This window comes from Nitrospirillum iridis (assembly GCF_014205765.1).
GTDB lineage: Bacteria > Pseudomonadota > Alphaproteobacteria > Azospirillales > Azospirillaceae > Nitrospirillum > Nitrospirillum iridis.
Genome location: NZ_JACIIZ010000003.1, coordinates 519938 through 538032 on the forward strand (window position 1 = coordinate 519938; position 18095 = coordinate 538032).

At 65.8% G+C, this 18095-nt stretch carries 14 protein-coding genes; 8 read left to right on the forward strand and 6 right to left on the reverse strand.

Annotation, left to right across the window (positions count from 1 at the left end; genetic code table 11):
- Window positions 1-61: 61 nt before the first annotated feature.
- The 4 genes from FHS74_RS07540 to FHS74_RS07555 form a co-directional block, all read right to left on the reverse strand.
- On the reverse strand, window positions 62-367 hold the full coding sequence (locus FHS74_RS07540) for an antibiotic biosynthesis monooxygenase family protein (protein ID WP_184799042.1): 306 nt from the start codon (window positions 365-367) through the stop codon (window positions 62-64).
- 270 nt (window positions 368-637) lie between these two features.
- Window positions 638-994 (reverse strand): DUF1428 domain-containing protein, encoded by a 357-nt coding sequence (locus tag FHS74_RS07545; RefSeq protein ID WP_184799044.1) that lies wholly within the window; start codon window positions 992-994, stop codon window positions 638-640.
- 44 nt (window positions 995-1038) lie between these two features.
- Complete coding sequence (locus tag FHS74_RS07550; protein ID WP_184799045.1) at window positions 1039-1980, reverse strand: LysR family transcriptional regulator; 942 nt, start codon at window positions 1978-1980, stop codon at window positions 1039-1041.
- 17 nt (window positions 1981-1997) lie between these two features.
- Entirely contained in the window at window positions 1998-2354 is a 357-nt protein-coding gene (locus FHS74_RS07555; protein ID WP_184799047.1) for a hypothetical protein, read from the reverse strand.
- Between FHS74_RS07555 and FHS74_RS07560 the strand changes: the two genes are divergently transcribed.
- The 5 genes from FHS74_RS07560 (at window position 2329) to FHS74_RS07580 (ending at window position 9082) form a co-directional block, all read left to right on the forward strand.
- Window positions 2329-3351 (forward strand): rhamnan synthesis F family protein, encoded by a 1023-nt coding sequence (locus tag FHS74_RS07560; protein ID WP_184799049.1) that lies wholly within the window; start codon window positions 2329-2331, stop codon window positions 3349-3351. The genes FHS74_RS07555 and FHS74_RS07560 overlap by 26 nt on opposite strands.
- A 136-nt stretch (window positions 3352-3487) precedes the next feature.
- Window positions 3488-4513, forward strand: a complete 1026-nt coding sequence (locus FHS74_RS07565) for a rhamnan synthesis F family protein (RefSeq protein WP_184799051.1) — start codon at window positions 3488-3490, stop codon at window positions 4511-4513.
- Window positions 4514-4627: 114 nt separating this feature from the next.
- A complete protein-coding gene (locus FHS74_RS07570) occupies window positions 4628-5083 on the forward strand; it encodes a DUF2946 family protein (RefSeq protein ID WP_184799053.1) in 456 nt (151 codons plus the stop codon).
- A 106-nt stretch (window positions 5084-5189) separates the two neighbouring features.
- A complete protein-coding gene (locus FHS74_RS07575) occupies window positions 5190-7610 on the forward strand; it encodes a TonB-dependent receptor domain-containing protein (RefSeq protein WP_211106158.1) in 2421 nt (806 codons plus the stop codon).
- 50 nt (window positions 7611-7660) lie between these two features.
- Window positions 7661-9082, forward strand: coding sequence for a PepSY-associated TM helix domain-containing protein (locus FHS74_RS07580; RefSeq protein ID WP_211106159.1), 1422 nt, complete (start codon window positions 7661-7663; stop codon window positions 9080-9082).
- Window positions 9083-9192: 110 nt separating this feature from the next.
- On the opposite strand, the gene FHS74_RS07585 is transcribed toward FHS74_RS07580, so the two are convergent.
- Together FHS74_RS07585 and FHS74_RS07590 are read right to left on the reverse strand one after the other, a co-directional pair.
- Complete coding sequence (locus FHS74_RS07585; protein ID WP_184799055.1) at window positions 9193-10515, reverse strand: MFS transporter; 1323 nt, start codon at window positions 10513-10515, stop codon at window positions 9193-9195.
- Window positions 10516-10597: 82 nt separating this feature from the next.
- Entirely contained in the window at window positions 10598-11749 is a 1152-nt protein-coding gene (locus tag FHS74_RS07590; protein ID WP_184799057.1) for an ROK family transcriptional regulator, read from the reverse strand.
- A gap of 206 nt (window positions 11750-11955) precedes the next feature.
- On the opposite strand from FHS74_RS07590, the gene FHS74_RS07595 reads away from it, so the two are divergent.
- The 3 genes from FHS74_RS07595 (at window position 11956) to FHS74_RS07605 (ending at window position 18073) form a co-directional block, all read left to right on the forward strand.
- A complete protein-coding gene (locus tag FHS74_RS07595) occupies window positions 11956-14703 on the forward strand; it encodes a TonB-dependent receptor (RefSeq protein ID WP_246462956.1) in 2748 nt (915 codons plus the stop codon).
- A 68-nt stretch (window positions 14704-14771) separates the two neighbouring features.
- Window positions 14772-16853, forward strand: coding sequence for a phosphocholine-specific phospholipase C (locus tag FHS74_RS07600; RefSeq protein WP_184799061.1), 2082 nt, complete (start codon window positions 14772-14774; stop codon window positions 16851-16853).
- Between the two features lie 74 nt (window positions 16854-16927).
- Entirely contained in the window at window positions 16928-18073 is a 1146-nt protein-coding gene (locus FHS74_RS07605) for an ROK family protein (RefSeq protein WP_184799063.1), read from the forward strand.
- Window positions 18074-18095 lie beyond the last annotated feature (22 nt).

Genomic DNA, 18095 nt, shown 5'->3' on the forward strand with positions numbered 1-18095 from the left:
ATGCCGCGACTTGTGAACAGCCGTGCATTCACGAACAAATGTGCGTCAGACGAACAAATGCTCACGCAACGAAGGAATGGTGCTGAACCTGGGGCGGTACCGCGAAAAAGGGACCGATCAGCGACCGCCATTGGGGGAAGCGTGGGGAGTTGCGGAAGCCTTCCATGTGGTCGGCCACGCTACGCCACTCCACCAGCAGCAAATAGCGGTTGGGGTCTTCCACGCAGCGCCGCACCCGGTGGGTCAAGTACCCCTCGGTCGCGGCCAGGAGCGGCAGGGCCTGGGCGATGGCCGCCTCGAAATCTCCCCCGCGCCCCGGCAGGATGTCGAAGATGGCGGTTTCCAGGATGGTGTCTCGCGTCAGCATGAAGGCTCCTTGGGATCGTCTTTGGGGTTCATGGGAAAATTTCAAAGGGGGGCTAAACCCGCCACCAGGTTGGCCAGTGTTTAGCCGCGGGGCCGGCAGGGTGAGGGGCGGTCGCCGCACCAGACCGCGCGGCATGGACCAAGTTGTCGACACAGGGGCACAGATCAGCCAAATGGTGGCGCCCGGGCGAAATTATTCCCAGGGCGAATGACGATGGCAAATCGGGAGTACCGCATCCACCTATCGGCACCTGCAATAGATGGCGGACGTTCACAGCCCTTTCATGGTGTGGAGCGGTGTGAAGCAGCCATAGATAAGGCGCTTGGGGTCGAACGGCACGTCGCCCGGCATGTCGAAGCGCGTGTCCTCGCGCATCTTGGCCTCAACCGCCTCCAACGTCGCCTTGTCGGGCCATATCTGCCAACTGTAGACGATCTTCTCCCCCGGCTGCGCGGCGACGGCGCGGCGGAAGTCGGTCAGCTTGCCGTCGGGGACGTTGTCTTCCCAGGATTCGACGATTTCAAGACAGCCATATTCCTTGAACAGCGACGCCCCATTCTCCGCCCATCGGCGGTAGGCCTCCTTCTTGTCCTCAGGCACGGGGATCACGATGCCGACGATATACATGGCTTTGGCTCCCTTTCATGGCATGGGGCGGCCACTCGGGCGCGTCATCCCTTCCCCATCGATGCCGCAGGGGCCGGCTGGGACAGGGTGGCGGCGTGATCGCGCAGCGTGCGCTGCAGCCATTGAACCCCCGGGTCGCGGCGCTTGAATTTATGCCATTGCACCATCTCCCGCACCATGGGGATGTCCAGCGGCGACGACAGCAGGCGCAGCGGCAGGAATCGGGCGTAGTGCTCCGCATGGCGGCGGTGCATGGTGGCGATCCGTCGGGTACCCAGCACCAGCTGCGGCACCAAGCTGAAACTGGGGGAGAACACCTCCACCCGGCGGGTACGGCCGAAGCGTTCCAGGAACCACTGCTCGAAGGCCGGGTGGCGGTTGCGCCCATGCTGGACCGCCACGTGCGTCAGCTCGAAGAACTGGTCGAAGCTGACGGCGTCGCCCACCAGGTCGTTCTCCGCCCAGGCCACCAGGACGAAGTCGTCCTCGAATAAGACCTCACGGGGGTGGAAGGGCGCCAGATAGGGCTCCAGGTTGATAAGCAGGTCTATCTCGCCCCGCTCCAGCCGTTCCGTCAGGGTGTCGTCAGGCAACAGCATCTCAATGCTGACGCCCGGCGCCACGGCATGGATATGGCGCAGCGCCCCCGCCAGCAGCACGTCCGCCACGTAGTCCGACGCGATCACCGAGAAACGCCGGTCGGACGTGGTCGGATCGAACTCCGGCGGCGTGGTGATCATCGTCTTGACCTGCAGCAGCATCTCCGCGACTGGCTCGGCCAGAGATTCCGCCCGTGGCGTCAGCACCATGCGGCGGCCGATGTTGATCAGCAGTTCGTCCTTGAAGAACTCCCGCAAGCGATTGAGCGCGCCGCTCATGGCCGATTGGCTGAGGTGGACGCGCTCGGCCGCCACCGACACGTTGCGTTCGGTCAGCAGCGCGTCCAGCGCCACCAACAGATTGAGATCCAGCTTTTCAAACTTCATGATCGCCCGGTACCCGTTCACTCCCCGGCGCCGGATCTGTCGTCCGCGTCGCCCGTCTCGCCGTCGCCCGCCCCCATCATGAGAGCGGGGCGCCACCCATTCAGGCTATATCGGCACACGGACGGACGCCAAGCAAGGCGCATGACGCTCAAGTTCCTGAATATAAAAGCGATGATCGAAACGATAGATGCCAGGAATAGACATTGCTGATGCGGGCCATCGGCAGCCTGTCGCAGCCAGCGGCGCCCCACAAGATTGTTTGCCGGCGGCGGGTCGGGCATAAAGGGCGGGATGAAAATTAACCGGACCAGGATCAGGATGCTTCGGGTGCGTGCGGACAGCTCCTTGGTGGCCAAGGCCTTCGCCTGGGTCATTAAACAGATCACCTATCGCGGCCGTCTCCTCCTGGGACGGGTGGCCGATTACGCCGAGCTCCTGTTCTCTCCACCCAAGCCGGCCGCCGGCACGATCCGGCAGACCTGGACCGGCCACGTTCCCTTGGCGGGCGCCCGACGGGTGGCCGTCTTCATGCACTTCGCCCGCACCGACTGCATCGCGCCCTATGTCCGCTATCATGTCCGCAAACTGCGCGAGGCGGGATTTGCCATCATCTTCGCCAGCAACACTTCCAACCTCAGCGACCAGACGATAGCGCCGCTGCTGCCCGACGTCGCAATGGCCTTCTGCCGGCTGAATGTCGGCTGGGATTTCGCCGCTTACCGCGAAGCCATTGGCCTGATACCGGCCCTGGAAGATCGGGAAATGCTGCTGATCACCAATGACAGTGTCTTTGGCCCGATCCACGATCTTTCGCCCCTTATCGCCCGAGCCAATGCCGATGAGGCCGATGTGTGGGGGAGCACCGACAGTTGGGAGCGGCACTACCACCTGCAGAGTTTCTTCCTGCTGTTCCATCAGCGGGCACTACGGTCGCCGGCATTCCATCAATTCTGGGGCGATGTCCGCTGCTTCCGGCGAAAACACTGGATCATCGAGAAATATGAGATTGGCCTGACACGCGTCTTGCAGGGCCAAGGCCTGCGTTGCAAAGCGCTTTTCGCTTATAACGACGTCACCCAAGCCTTCTTGCTTTCCGGTACACCGCCACGGACACATGTCAAGGTCACGGGAAACGATCAGGCCGTATTTTCGCAAATGCTGGTAGGCCGGATCAACGCCTCGATACCCATAAATCAGACCCACTTCTTTTGGCGTGAACTGGTTGTTGACCTGGGATTTCCATTTATCAAACGCGAACTTCTGCAAAAAAATCCAGCAAATATTCCAAATGTGGGTGACTGGGAAAATGTGCTGTCCCGCGTCTCGACTTACGATACTGGCCTCATCCGTGAACATCTGCCAACACGGTAGCGGGAAAGTAGGCATTTCCCATCGCGCCATCCATTCTCGGCAATCGATCAGTTGGATTTAAGTCGATGGCTTTGCTTTTAGAACTCCACGGCATGGCCTATAATGCCTGTACCAGGAGGGGGGATTTAGCAGATTCATGTCCGGTACATTCATAAAAGTTCTCAAAAAGATTGGCAATGTCCCTGGACGGTTGCTCGACTACGTCGATCTGGCCCGCTGCGCTGTGCGCGCGTTACCGCACCGGGCTACGGTCAAGGCCAGTTTTGCCGGATCGGTACCTTTGGAAGACGCTCGCAAGGTCGCCGTTCTCAATCACTATGACCAGCGGGGCGTCGTCCACGACTATGTCGTTTACTTCGCCGCCAAACTGGCGGAGGCCGGATACGCGGTGATCTTCGCCAGTAACTGTCCCAAGCTGTCTGAAACGGAAACGGCAAAAGTGCTGCCCCATGTCGCTTGGGTTCTGAAGCGGCGCAACATTGGCTGGGATTTCGGCGCGTTCAAGGACGCCATCGCCCTTATCCCGAACCCCGGTTCTCTTGATCATCTGCTGATCACCAATGACAGCATTTATGGCCCGCTGCACGACATCGACCAAGTGGTGGGGGAGGCCGATCCGAAGCTCGCGGGAGTATGGGGCCTGACCGACAGCTGGGACCGGCATTTCCACCTGCAAAGCTACTTCTTGATTTTCCATCAAGCTGTTCTGCAGCATCCCAGCTTCGGTAAATTCTGGAATGCCGTCCGGTATTATCGCCGCAAGCATTGGGTCATCCGCGACTATGAAATCGGTCTGACACGCTTCTTCCTGCGGGCCGGCATACACTGCCGGGCCCTGCTCCCTTATCGCAGCATGGTGTCCGAGATCAGCGGCCCCATTGATGCCGCAGCCACCAACGCGACGGGACATGTCAGTAAATATCTGCGTCACATGCAGATGGCGATAACCAATGGATGGCCGTTGAACCAAACCCATTACTTCTGGGACTATCTAATCACCTACAAGCACTGTCCTTTCATCAAGCGAGATTTGCTGCAACGGAACCCGGTGTCGATTCCCCAACTCCAGCGGTGGGAGGAGGTCGTTCACGCCTCGTCCGATTATGACACCAACCTCATCCTGCGCCATCTTCAGCTGTCGATGCGCAATCGGGTGCATTGACCCCTGCGAATCCCGTCTGTCAGTCGTCAGAATTCGGGCTGCCCCTCCTCTCACGCCTACTGTCGGACGGGCTGTCCGGTTGACAGCCCGTCATTGTGTTCTTATCACCGCCTTATGAGATCGTGCCGCCCCCACGCCTGGAAACGCGCGCCGCAGAACCGCTGGTTCCTGCGGTGGGCGTGGCTGCTGGCGGCGGCGGTGCTGCTGCGTGGGCTTATCCCGGTTGGCTACATGCTCAATCCGGATGCCGGCCCCCCTGGCACCAGCGCCATCATCTTGTGCGACAGCGTTCACGATGCCCTCTCGGCCGTGACCACCCCGATGATCGCCGGCCCGATGGCGCATCATCACCACCATGAGGATGGCACCGGCCACGCCGGCCATTCCGCCGACGCGCCTTGCGTCTTCGCGGCTGTCGCCGCCCTGGCCGTCGGCCTCCTCGCCGTCATCCTGGTCCTGTCCCCCCTGGTGCCCGCGGGCACGTGGGCCCCTACCCTTTCCACGCCGTGGCCCCACCCCCGGCCCCCCGGTACACGGCTGGCCCGGGGCCCACCCGCCCTCTTCTCCTGATCCGATCCGCCCCCGGCCGCATTGAGGCCGGGTACATCGCTCGCGCCCGCTGCCGCCTGGCAGGCGGGTGTTCTGGTGGCCCGTCGGGCCCCTCCAGGAGAAATCCGTGCACCGTTTCACCATCACGGGCCGCGGCGCCATCGCGCTGACGGCCGTCATTGCCCTATCCGCGGCCTGGGCCGTTCCGGCCACCGCGCAAAACACCCAAAGCGCCGAAGCCATTCCCACGCCGAAAGCCGAGCGCAAGGCCGCGCTGCAACACCAGTTGGAACAAGTCCAGGCCGCATTGGCGGCGTTGGATGCGGAGGACGATCCCGCGCCCGGTGCGACGGCGGCACCCCGCAATGGCGCTACGGCATCCAACGAGGTGGTGGTGACCGCGGACCGCGCGGGGTCGCATGTCCGCGACGCCCCCACCGGGCAAACCAAGGGGACCGTCGACCGCGACCAGTTCAAGAACAGCCCGGCGTTTTCCGTGGCCGATCTGCTGTCGCTGACGCCGGGCGTCACCATGCTGCAGGGCAATGGCCCGCGCGATGTCTCCGTCTCCGTACGCGGGTCGAACGCCCGGCAGACCTTCGGCGTGCGCAACATCCAGGTATTTGAGGACGGATTCCCCGTCACCCAACCTGACGGGTTGGCCCGCACCGACCTGACCGACCCGCACGCTTATGCCGGCATTGATGTCTTCCAGGGCCCCGCGTCGGCCCTCTACGGCAACTATGCCACCGGCGGCGCCGTCAACTTCCGTACCCGCACCGGGGCCGACATTGACGGGGCGGAGGTAGGCACCGACGTGGGTGACTACGGTTATGTCAACGCCTATGCCACCGTGGGTGCCCGCGCCGGCGGCTTCGACTACAGCCTGTTCGGCAGCCACGTGCGCGGCAACGGGTCGACCGCCCACAGCTCCTTCAACACCACCACGGAAAACCTGCTGGCGACCTATGAGGCGGGGCCCAATGACCGCATCACGGTAAAGCTGGTCAATAATGACCTGGACACCAACCTGTCGCTGCGCCTTTCCCTGAACCAGTTCAACCAGAACCCTTATCAGGCGGGATGTGCCGCCTTGGCCGCCGCCGGGTGCGCCACCGTCAGCGTCTATGCCAATGGCGTGAACGGAACCAAGCTCTCCCTCAGTCCCGACCAGACCGGCCTGGGGCGACATGACCGCCGCACCATCGTCGGCGCGCGGTGGGAGCATGACATCGACATCGACACGGTCTGGCGGACGCAGTTCGTCTTTGACAATCGCGACTACAACCAGCCGACCAGCGCCACCAGCGCCCGGGGCACCATCCCCTCCTTCAACCTGATGAGCGACGTGACCAACCATGGTCAGGTGCTGGGGCTGGCGGCCACGCAGTTCGCCGGCCTGTCCTTCAATTACGAGGATATCAATTCCTACAGCTACAACCTGGCGCCGGCCACCGCCGCCGGCGGCGGCGCCACCCTGGGGGCCCTGACCCAGAGCATTTTCGGCCACCACTACAATCTGGGCGTCCGTCTGCGGGAGGAGGTCGCCCTGGCGCCGCGATGGAAGGCGGTGGTGGGTGTCGGCGCCGACTACACCGACATCGACGCCCTGCAGACCGCTTATGCCTATCCCACCAGTGGCGGCGCCGCGACCACGCTGATCCGGGCGCAGCGCACCTTCTTCAATGTCGCGCCGGAGGCCGCGCTGGTCTACCAGCCGGATGCGGACTGGCAACTGCATGCCCGCGTCGCCACCGGTTATGGCACCCCACAGTCCGGCAACCTGTTCGTCACCCAACAGGGTACTTTCGGCAACAACACCCAACTGAAGCCGCAATCCAACGTCGGCATCGACCTGGGCGCCGACTGGACCGTGGGCCGGGGCCTGAAGGCGGCGGTCACCGGCTTCTATGAGTTCTTCTCCAACGAACTGGTGTCACAGTCCGCCGGCGCCAATCTCCAGACCTTCACTTTCAACGCGCCGTCGTCGGTGCACCGGGGGATCGAGGTCTCGGCCGACTGGCAGCCGCTGCCGGACAGCCTGCCGGGTGCCCGGTTGTCCGCCGCCTACCTGCTGGACGACCAGTATTACGATGAATATGTCGAGGTGCTGAGCGCCGGTTCCCGCTCCACCACCTTCAACCGGTCGGGCAACAAGATTCCCGGGGTCATGCCCTCCTATCTGAACGCGCGGGTGGCCTACGACCAGCCCACCGGCGGGCTGAAGGGCTTGGGCGGCTTCATCGAGGTCAACCATCGGGACGCCTTCTTCCTGGACAACGCCAACCTGCTGAAGGCACCGGGCTATGACCTGGTGAACGTCAACTTGCATTATGAGCCGGCGGCGCCGGGCCTGATGGGCCTGCGGCTCTATGTCGAGGTGCGCAATGTCTTCGATGAAACCTACGTGGCTTCCGCCTCCAACATCGCCGACACGCTGAACGCCGCCGGCGGGCAGAACGGCGCCAGCACCTTGGCCGCCAGCACGGGATCGATCTGGGCGGGATCGCCCCGAACGGTCATCGGTGGCGTGCGCATGAAGTTCTGATCAACCCCGGATCCAGAGGCCCCGTGGGCGTCAAGCCCCCGGGGGACACCATGATGAGCCTTGAGACGCTTTCCGCCCCGGCGGCATCACCGGCCGAGCGCCGACCTTGGCTGGACCTGCGGGCGGTCTGGCGCTGGCATTTCTATGCCGGCCTGTTCTGCATCCCCTTCATCGTCTGGCTGTCACTGACCGGCGGCCTTTACCTGTTCAAGCCGCAGGTGGAGGCGCTGATCGACCGGCCCTATGACGCCCTGGCCCTCACCGGCCACCCGGCCAGCGCCGCCGATCAGGCGCTGGCGGCGCTGGCCGCTGTGCCGGGAGGCGTGCTTAACGCCTATGAATTACCCAAAAGCCCGTCTGCCGCCGTCCGCATCATCGTCGGCCGGGGAAAGGAACAGTTCCGGGTGTATATCCACCCGGAGACGCTGGCCGTTCTCAAGGTGGTCAGCGAGGATGACCGCCTGATGCGCATCATCTTCCGCCTGCATGGCGAATTGATGATGGGCGACCGTGGCTCCTTCATGGTGGAACTGGCCGCCTCCTGGGCCATCGTCATGATCCTCACTGGCCTTTATTTATGGTGGCCGCGCGACGCCCGGGGCTTGGGTGGGATCGTCTATCCCCGGCTGGGCCGGGGCGGCCGCACCTTCTGGCGCGACCTGCATGCGGTGGTCGGCCTCTGGGTCTCGTTCTTCGCCCTGTTCCTGCTGTTGAGCGGCCTGCCCTGGGCAAAGAACTGGGGCGCCTATTTCAAGGAAATCCGCCAGATCACGGGCACGGCGGTGGCCAAGCAGGACTGGACCACCGGCCGGTCGTCGGAACTGGCGGAGCGCCTGGCCATGAACGGCGGGGCCGCCGCCGGCGACGAACATGCCGGCCACCATGGCCACACCGCCGGCATGGCCGCCATGGCCGCCATGACCATCGACTATACGCCGCTGGATGCGGTCGTCGCGACGGTGGCGCCGCTGAACCTGGCGGCCCCGGTCCTGGTCTCCCCTCCCCGCAAGCCCGGCGGTTCCTGGACGGCCAAGTCGGACGCACAGAACCGGCCGCTACGCGCGGACCTCACGCTCAGCCCTGAGGGCCAGGTGTTGAAACGGGTGGACTTCGACCAGCGGCACTGGGTGGACCGCATGGTGGGCATCGGCGTCGCGGCGCATGAGGGCCATCTGTTCGGCTGGCTGAACCAGGCGCTGGGCGTGTTCACCGCCCTCAGCCTGATCACCTTGGCCGTCAGCTCCGTGATCCTGTGGCTGCGCCGCCGTCCCACCCGGGTGCTCGGCGCGCCGCCGGCCACCCGGGGGGCGCAGCAGCCAGCCCGCTCGCCGATCGGGTTCGGCCTGCTGTTGGTGATGCTGGGTGTGTTCCTGCCATTGCTGGGCGGGTCCATGGTCGCGGTGCTGGCGGTGGAACGCCTGGTGCTGCGCCGGATCCCTGCCGCGCGGATTTGGCTGGGCCTGGCCACATGATCAGCGTTCGCTGTCCAGGCCCCCAGAACGCGAAGCCGCCTTGGCTCTTTTTTACGCCGGACCGGCATTCGAGCCAAGGCGCGCAGGACCGCCGGGGGCCGAAGCGGCCATCAGGACAGGCGCAGGCGGGACGCCAGCGCCAGGCAAACCGTCGCCCCCAGCGCGGGCAGGAGCGTCATCGGCGCGATAAGGGCGACGGGCGGCACGACCATCCCCCCGGGGGCACCCTCCCGCCATGCCAAGACTTCGCCGACCACCAGGACGGCCACCGCGCAGGCGACCTTGATGCAGAAGGTGAGCAGCCCGAAAACCTGGGTGGGCGCCCAACGATGGCCGGAAACGCCGGTGGTTCCGACACAGGCCCCCGCCGCTGCCCAAAGCAGCATGCTGACCCCGCCCAGCCCCGCTCCCAGGAAGCCGCCTGCCATGGCAATCCAAGCCGCGCCACGGTCACCGAGGAGGAGGAAAGCCAAGCCCCCGGCCATGGCCACCGCCGCCGCGCCGCGAAACGCCACCGCCGGCCCCCGGCGCTCGGCCACCACGGCCCAAACCGCCTGGCCGGCCAGGCCCCCGATGGCAACGGTCACCATGACGGTTCCCCGCGCCATGGGGGACTGAAGGACAGACGCGGCGAAATAGGGCTCCAACCGGGTGAACACCGAGGCTGAGCCCGACAGGACGAATTCAGCCACCAGCACGGTGGCGAGGCCGACGGGAAAGCGCATAGGCCAAACCGGCGCGGCCCCCTTCTCAAAAGCGGAGGGAATACCGGCCACGGCGCCATTCCCACCGGCCCGCGCGACCCGCCGGAAACCAGCCGCACTGATCACCCCCAGCCCCCAAAGGACCAGGGCGAAGACCCAGAAGGCCACCGCCTGGTCCGCCATGTCACCGCCCAGGAACACGGGGGCCATCCCCGCGATCGTCAGCGTCGCCAAGCCCGCACCGACGAAGCGAAGCGCGGACAGGCGGGTACGCAACCCATCCCCCGCGACCATGCCCAGCACGGCGTTCTGGGGCACATCATAAAGCGCGTAGGCAAGGCGGAAGAGCAATCCCGTCCCCAGCGCATAAGCGAGGCGCCAGCCGGGCGGAATCAGCCCCGTCGACAGGAAAAGCAGCAGGGCGGCCCCCGCCAGGACGCTGCCCCGGAAATGAAGGGATGCGGCCGCCGGCACCGTCGCCGCGCGTATCCGCAGCGCATGCCCGATCACCAAATCGGTGGCGCCATTCACCACCAGGGAGAATGCCAGCACGCCACCCATGGCGCGCGGCGCCAGGCCGCAAGCCTCCGTCAGGAAGTAGGCGAACAGCAGTTCGCTGCTGTACCAGATCAGGCTTTTGCAATAATGGCCGAGGGCATAGGCCCGCCAGAGTGGCACCCGCAACACCGCGACCCACCCCGGGCCGCCATTCCCATCCATACGGGCCATCAGGCTGTTCCTGGCGCAGTTCGGCCCGCACACTATCCCGCCGGCATTGCGATCGTGTGACACCGTGCCGGACGCGGCCGCTTCAGGCGAAGAAGGCCTCCCGCAGGGGCATGACCGCAGCACCGAGGGCCACCGGATCGCCGGGCGCTTCCGCCACCACCACCGACGGCAAAGGGGGCGGATAGCCCCGTCGATTGGTCGCCTGGGGAATGGTGATGCGCCGCGCCAACGCCTGGGCGATGGAGGGCGGCAGGCGCCCGCCGATGACGATCAGCCCGGGATCGATGCCGTAGGCCAGCAGGGCGCACAGCAGGCTGAAGGACTTCTCCGCCTGGTCCAGCCAATCGGAAACCCCCGCCCAGGCGACGTCGATGGTCCGCACCATGTCCTCCACCGTGGCGAAGGGGTGTCCACGATCCCGCAGGCAGGTCTGCAACAGGTCAAGGTTGGTGTAGGTGACGCCGGCCATGGTCCAGATGCCGCCAAACTCCCCGGCGTTGCCATGATGGCCGCGGAAGGGCCGGCCATCGGCGATGATGCCGCCGCCGAAACCATTGGTCAGATGCAGATAGGCGAAGTCGCGGCATCGCCGGCCCACGCCGAACAGGCTTTCACCAATGGCGGCGACGGTGCCGTCATTGTCGACCATCACGGGCAGGCGCAGCGCATCGGCCAGGATGGGCTCGATCTCCACCAAGGCCCAGTCATCCAGATAGGCCGGCGGATTGAACAGCCGCCCCTGGCCGACATAAAAGGCGGAGATGCCGACACCGACCCCGATGAGCCGACGCTCCTCAATCGCCGCCTCATCAATCAGTTCGCGTTTGAAGACCCGCAGATGATCCAGTACCGCCTGGCGGCCCATGGTGGGCATGGCCGCGCGCCGTTGCCCCCGTACCCGGCCGGCGAAATCCATCAGGGTCATGGAAACCACGTCCCCCAGCATGGACACCCCCAAGGCGTAGGCGAAGTCGGGGTTCAGGGTGACGTGCACGCTGGGATGCCCCGGTCGATCCGCCTGCCGGGCGGCGACGCGCACCAAGCCGTCTTGCTGGAACCCCTGCAACAGCCGGGTGACGGTGGGCTGGGCCAGATCCAGGGATCGCGTGACTTCCGCCTGGCTCAAGCCATCGCTCTTCAACAGCAGATCAAGAACCCGCCGCCCCCCCTCGCTGACCGGGCGGGCCACCGAGATGACGGGTAAGGCGGGGCTGTGGTCAGGCAGGGCGCGCATCGGATCGGCAGGTTCCCAGGGTGGCATAAGCCCATAGAGACACACTCCTCCGCCGTCATCAAGAGTTCATACATGTTGCATACTATGCATGCTACATACATTTAATGGAATGCGCCGGGGTGCATCCGTGCAGAATTGCTAAGGCCATTCAAGGCCAGGGGGAAGTCATGGGGTTTTTGGGGATTTTTGGCCGCAAAGCGGCATTGTTGTGTACCGCCCTATCGCTGGGCGTGTTGCAGGCGGCCATCGGCCAAGCCTGGGCGGCGGAGGCGGCGCCAACCGCATCGGACGCGACCGACGGCGGTACGGAAGAGATCATCGTCACCGGCGTGCGCCGGTCGAACGCCAAGGCGATCGACAGCAAACTGAACACGCCGGGCGTGACCGACGTCATCAGCGCGGACGACGCCCAGTCCCTGCCCGACCGCACCATCGTGGAGGCGTTGCGGCGCGTGCCCGGCCTGTCCGTCCTGCCGGCCACCGATAACGAGCATCCGCGCGATGAGGCCGCCAGCCCGGTCATCCGGGGGCTGGGTCCGGCCTACAACAACGTCACCATCGACGGCGTGCCCATCGCCTCACCCGGAACGCCCAACGGCAACCTGGGCTCCATGGGCCGGGGCGTGCGGCTGGACATCCTGCCCACTTCGATGATCAGCGAGTTGCAGGTGACCAAAACCTTCACCGCCGACCTGGACCCCAACGCCGTGGGCGGCGCCATCAACCTGAAGACCCGCAGCGCCTTCGACAATGGCGGCCGGCCCTTCTTCACGGCGGAAGGCGCCCTGGGCATGGCCAACGACCACGGCCAGCCGCGCAGCCAGGATCCTTTGGGCCGCCGCATCAGCGGCACCGGCAGCATGACCTTTGGCCCTGACCACATGTTCGGTGTGGTGGTGTCGGCGAATTACCAGAAGCTGGACAGCTTCACCGACACCCACATGACGACGGACACCATCCATTACAACTTCTACAACAGCGCCGGCGTCCTGCAGAAGACCACCAACCTGGGCAACGGCATCGCCGTACCGCAGCAGGACAAGTATTGGTACGTGGAGGACAGCCGCCAGCGTGTCGGCGCCACCACCAAGCTGGAGATCCAGCCCACCGACGCCCTCTATGGCTTTCTGACGCTGGGTCATTACCGCTTCGTCGACACCATGGAGCGGAACGAGGTCATCCTGGATCCGCGCAGCACCGCCACCGTCTACAACCAGACCGCCACCTCGGGCAGCTATCCCGGCGGCGATGTGGAGGTGGGGTTCGAGCATTCCAACATCATCACCACCACCAATCTGGCACAGGCGGGGCTGGATTGGCGCCCCGCCGACAACCAGCTGCTGTCGGTGCGCGGTAACATGTCGCGGTCTACCTACCGTGAGCCGTTCGACATGGTGAAGTACATGACCGGGCTGAGTTACCCGGCCCCCGGCAACGCCGGCGCCATCTCCGCCAACGCGGCCAAACCCGCCTACGCCTTCAACTATGACACCAGCCAGTTGAACCAGCAGTTCAACATGAACCCCAGCGCCTACTACAACCTGTCCAATTACAGCGGGCTGTACTGGCGCCAGGCCAAGCGGTCGGCCGACGACGACATCAAGAACACCCGCGCCGACTACAAGTACAATATGGGCGCCAAGGACCAGGGCCTGGGCTTCGCCGTGGGCGCCAGCTTCACCGATGACCGGCCTGACTACAACGTCTGGCGCAACGATTGGGAGCCGAACAACACCGCCGGCCGGGTGCTGCTGGTGGATGCCGCCGGGCCGGCCGGCGCGCCGATGAAATACTCCAACGGCCTGAACCTGCTGACCATCGACCCCACCAAGGCCTGGGCCGTGTTCAACGCCAACCCGTCCTGGTTCAACCTGACGGACCAGTCGTCTTTCAACAACCAGGATAACTTCAAGCATGTGGAACAGACGGTGGGCGCCTATGCCACCGTCGCCTATGCGCTGGACGATTTCCACGCCCAGGTGGGCCTGCATAACGACAGCACCGACCAGGACACGACAAGCCGCGCCAAGGTGGCCGGCGCCTGGACCGATCTGAAGACCAGCTCCAGCTACGATTATCTGCTGCCCTCGGCGCTGGCCAGCTACGACATCACGCCCGACCTGGACGTGCGCGCCGGTGCCAGCCAGACCATCGGCCGCCCCAGCTACGACAGCTATGCCGCGCGCACGTCCATCAGCTTCACCAACGCCTCGGACCTGGGCAACGCCAACGCCACGGGCGTGTCCGTCACCGTCGGCAATCCCAACATCAAGCCGCGCCTGTCCACCAACGTCGACCTGGCCATTGATTACCGGCTGCCCAACGAGGGCGGCGGTCTCTTGTCGCTGGCCCTGTTCAACAAGGACATCAAGGACGAGATCTTCACGTCCAGTTCCCTCGGCTACACCTACCAGGGCGTGACCTACGCCAACGCCGTGGTTTCCACCCCGCAGAACGCCAGCACGGCGTCGATCCGGGGCGCGGAATTGAGCGCGGTGGTCAACTCGCTGGAATGGATCCATCCCTGGCTGCGCGACTTCGGCGTCAGCGGCAACTGGTCCTTCCTGGACGGCGAAATGTCGGTGCTGCAATCCAACGGCGCCAGCCGGACCCTGAGCCGGCTGGTGGGACAGCCCAACCAGGTGCGCAACCTTCAGGCCTTCTACAGCGCCGACGGTTTCGAGATCCGCGCCGCCTACAGCCGCCAGGGCAAGGCCTTGCGCTCCATCGTGCCGGATATCGCCTGGCAGGATCTGTATTGGGCGCCGCGGGAACAGGTGGACCTGCAGGCCAGCTACAAGGTCCGTGAGAGCGTGACCCTGCTGGGGGAGGTCAGCAACCTGACCCACACCCGCCTGACCAGCCTGGTCGGCCCCAACCAGAACCTGCTGAAGGACAGCTATTCCGTCCCGACGGTGTTCTGGGTGGGCGTGCGCTTCACCCCGGACCTCTGACCTCTCCAACCCACCCCGGGGACCCACCGTCCCCGGGGCTTCCATCCCCCATCGATGCGAGACCGCCCGTGCGGCTGACCCGACGCCACCTTCTATCCGCCGCCGGCCTGACCGGCACCGCCGCCCTGCTGGCCCCCATCAGCCGCGCCCTGGCGCTGTCGCCACCGTCAGGCGGCGGCCTAGCCGATATCCGCCATGTCGTCATCCTGATGCAGGAGAACCGGTCGTTCGACCATTACTTCGGCACCTTGCGCGGAGTTCGCGGCTTCCACGACCGGGTGACCGCGCCGGGCGGCAAAGGCGGCATCTGGCGCCAGGCGGACGGCCAGGGCGGATATGTGCGGCCCTTCCCCCTGGACGGCGCCGCGACCTCAGCCCAGAACATCGCCTCCTTGCCCCACTCCTGGGTGGATGGGCACGCCGCCTGGAACGGTGGCCGCAACGACAATTGGGTGCCGGCCAAGGGGGGGCTGACCATGGCGCACTACGCCCGCGCCGACCTGCCCTTCCACTTCGCGCTGGCCGACGCCTTCACCGTCTGCGACGCCTTCTTCTGTTCCACCCCCAGCGCCACCAACCCCAACCGCGCCCACCTCATGACCGGCACGGTGGACCCGCTGGGCCTGGCGGGCGGACCCATGCTGAAACAGCCGGCGGAAGGTCCGGACTACCAGCCGCTGAACGGTCCGCCCTTTTCCTGGACCACCTATCCCGAGCGGCTGGAGCGGGCCGGCGTTTCCTGGCGCATCTACCAGGGGGTGGACGCCGACGGCCCCTTCACCATCGATCCGCAGGATATGATCAGGCCCCGGCATCGCCCGGCGGTGGACGAGGATGATGGCGTCAGCTGCTTCAACGTCCTGCGCTTTTTCAAGCAGTACGCGGCAGCACCCGTGGGATCACCCCTTCATGCCAAGGCCATGACCCGCCGCCCGCCCAGCGTCTTCGCCGCCGATGCCAAGGCGGGCCGGTTACCCGCCGTATCCTGGCTGATGCCACCGCACAACCATTCCGAACACCCGCGCTACGCACCCTTGGATGGGGCCGCCTACATCGCCACGGTGCTGGAGGCGCTGACCGCCAATCCGGAGACTTGGCGGCACACGGCCTTGTTCGTCCTTTATGACGAGAACGACGGCTTTTTCGACCACGTCCTGCCGCCGGCGCCGCCGGCCGCGCCAGGTGGCGGCCTGTCCAATATCGACCTGGGCGGAGAGATCAACGCCAGCGACGGCCAGCCCTTCGGCCTGGGCGCCCGCGTGCCCATGATCGTCGTCTCCCCCTGGTCCACCGGCGGTGCCGTCTGTTCGGAGGTGTTCGACCACACCTCGGTCCTGCGCTTCCTGGAAACCCGCTTCGGCGTGGCGGAGCCGAACATCAGCCCCTGGCGCCGCGCTGTCTGCGGTGACCTGACCAGCGCCTTCGACTTCGCCCAGGCCAAAGGGCCGCCGGCCTCAATGCCGGACACCCGGGGATATCGTGCCCAGGTGCAGGCCCAGGCCCACCTGCCGGACCCCACCCCACGGCGTCATGAGGACGACCTGAGCCAGGAAGCCGGGCAGCGCCCGGCGCGCCCGGCGCCCTATGACTTGGCGGTCGACCTGGGCGCGGCGCCGCGAACCCGGGAACCGATCCTGACCTTCCGCAACGACGGGCGGGCCGCCGCCGTCTTCCACGTCTTCGACCGGCTGACGCCGGACGCCGCCCCCGCCCGCCACACGCTGGCCGCGGGAACCAGCATGTCCGCCCCCGCCCCCTGCAACGAGGCGGAGGGGTGCGATGTCCTGGTGCTGGGCCCCAACGGCTTCTTGCGCCAGTTCACGGCCGCGCCCCCTGCCGCCCGAACCGCGGCACTGTCCGCCAGGGCCGATGGACGACATCAGACGCTGGAACTGGCCATGACAGGGACGGACGGGGCGGCTTCGCGCCTGACCCTGCGTGACAACGCCTACGGCGTCATGCCCGTCGAGGTGACACTGGGGCCCGGCGAGCGGCGGACCATCGCCTGGCAGACCGACGGCAGCCACGGCTGGTATGACATCACGCTGACCTTGTCGGGCGCCGAGGGGGAACTTGGCTGGCGTTTGGCCGGTCATGTCGAAACCGGCATGCCCAGCCGATCCGACCCCGCGTGGGGGGCGGATATCTGAAATCACAAGGATGGTGCGTCACGCGCGCCATCCTGAGATAAGAGCGCGATGTGAACGCGCGGATGGGTTGCCTGATGGATCCTGTGTCGATGCCGCCCTCCTCCGGGTTGGCCGCCCCCGAGGCCTATTGCTCCGCCAACGAGCGGCGGCTACTTCGGCTTATCCGGGAGCGGGGCTCCATTTCACGGGCCGACCTGGCGCGGGAAACGGGCTTGACCCTGCAATCCATCGTGCGGTTGGTCGCGGGCTTGATGGAACGGGATCTGGTGGTGGGCGGGCCGAAAGTGCCCTCCGGCCCGGGCCAGCCCAGCCTGCCCATCGAAATCGCCCGCGACGCCGCCTTTTCCATGGGCGTGTCGATCATGGACGATGCCCTTTCAATCGTGGTGATCGACCTTTCCGGGCGCGTGTGGGCGACCCATGAGGAACTGTTCGACACATCCGACCGGCACCGGGTGGCCACCCATTTGAGCGTCCTGCTCAAGGACCTGGCGGGCAAGGCCGGTTTCACCCCCTCCCGCCTGGCCGGCGTGGGCGTCGCGGTTCCCGGCTTCTTCGTGGCCGACAAGGGGGTGGTGAATGCCCCCCTGGTGATGAACGACTGGGCGCTGACCGACCTGGAATCCCATCTGGGCGACGCTCTGGGACTTCCGGTATGGATAGAGAACGATGGCAGCGCCGCCGCCGCCGGCGAAAGCGTCTATGGCGCCGGCCTGCACCACCGCAGTTTCGCCTATATCTATATCGCCTCCGGCCTGGGCGGCGGCATCGTGCTGGAGGGCAAGCCCTGGCGTGGCCGCCATGGCAACGCCGGGGAGTTCACGGGCAGCCTGCCGCCGGACGCCCGGGCCAACCGCCCCACCCTGCGCCTGCTGCTGGACTTGGTGAACGCGGCCGGCGGCACCTATCCCTCCGTGGGTCGGCTGCTTCAAGGCTTCGATCCCGCCTCACCAGCCGTCGATGAGTGGCTGGCCCGCACCCGGGAGAGCCTGTCCGCCATCATCTCGGCTGCCGCCGCCATCCTCGACCCCGACGCCATTGTCATCGGCGGCCGCATTCCGCCGATCCTGGCACAGCGTCTCATCGACGGCAGCCAGTTCTATTCCGTACCGGTGCGCCAGCAAGACCGTCGCTTCCCAAGCCTGATCGTCTCCCGCGCTGGCAGCAATTGCGCCGCCCTGGGGGCCGCCACCCTGCCCTTCCTGCATCACTTTTTTTGAGGGCGCGCCGCCCGCTGATGAC

Coding starts and splice junctions, on each gene's coding strand:
- FHS74_RS07585 (WP_184799055.1), bottom strand. CDS start 10,515: ATGGCCCGTATGGATGGGAATGGCGGCCCGGGGTGGGTCGCGGTGTTG.
- FHS74_RS07605 (WP_184799063.1), top strand. CDS start 16,928: ATGGATCCTGTGTCGATGCCGCCCTCCTCCGGGTTGGCCGCCCCCGAG.
- FHS74_RS07555 (WP_184799047.1), bottom strand. CDS start 2,354: ATGACCCAGGCGAAGGCCTTGGCCACCAAGGAGCTGTCCGCACGCACC.
- FHS74_RS07570 (WP_184799053.1), top strand. CDS start 4,628: ATGAGATCGTGCCGCCCCCACGCCTGGAAACGCGCGCCGCAGAACCGC.
- FHS74_RS07590 (WP_184799057.1), bottom strand. CDS start 11,749: ATGCGCGCCCTGCCTGACCACAGCCCCGCCTTACCCGTCATCTCGGTG.
- FHS74_RS07550 (WP_184799045.1), bottom strand. CDS start 1,980: ATGAAGTTTGAAAAGCTGGATCTCAATCTGTTGGTGGCGCTGGACGCG.
- FHS74_RS07545 (WP_184799044.1), bottom strand. CDS start 994: ATGTATATCGTCGGCATCGTGATCCCCGTGCCTGAGGACAAGAAGGAG.
- FHS74_RS07565 (WP_184799051.1), top strand. CDS start 3,488: ATGTCCGGTACATTCATAAAAGTTCTCAAAAAGATTGGCAATGTCCCT.
- FHS74_RS07580 (WP_211106159.1), top strand. CDS start 7,661: ATGATGAGCCTTGAGACGCTTTCCGCCCCGGCGGCATCACCGGCCGAG.
- FHS74_RS07540 (WP_184799042.1), bottom strand. CDS start 367: ATGCTGACGCGAGACACCATCCTGGAAACCGCCATCTTCGACATCCTG.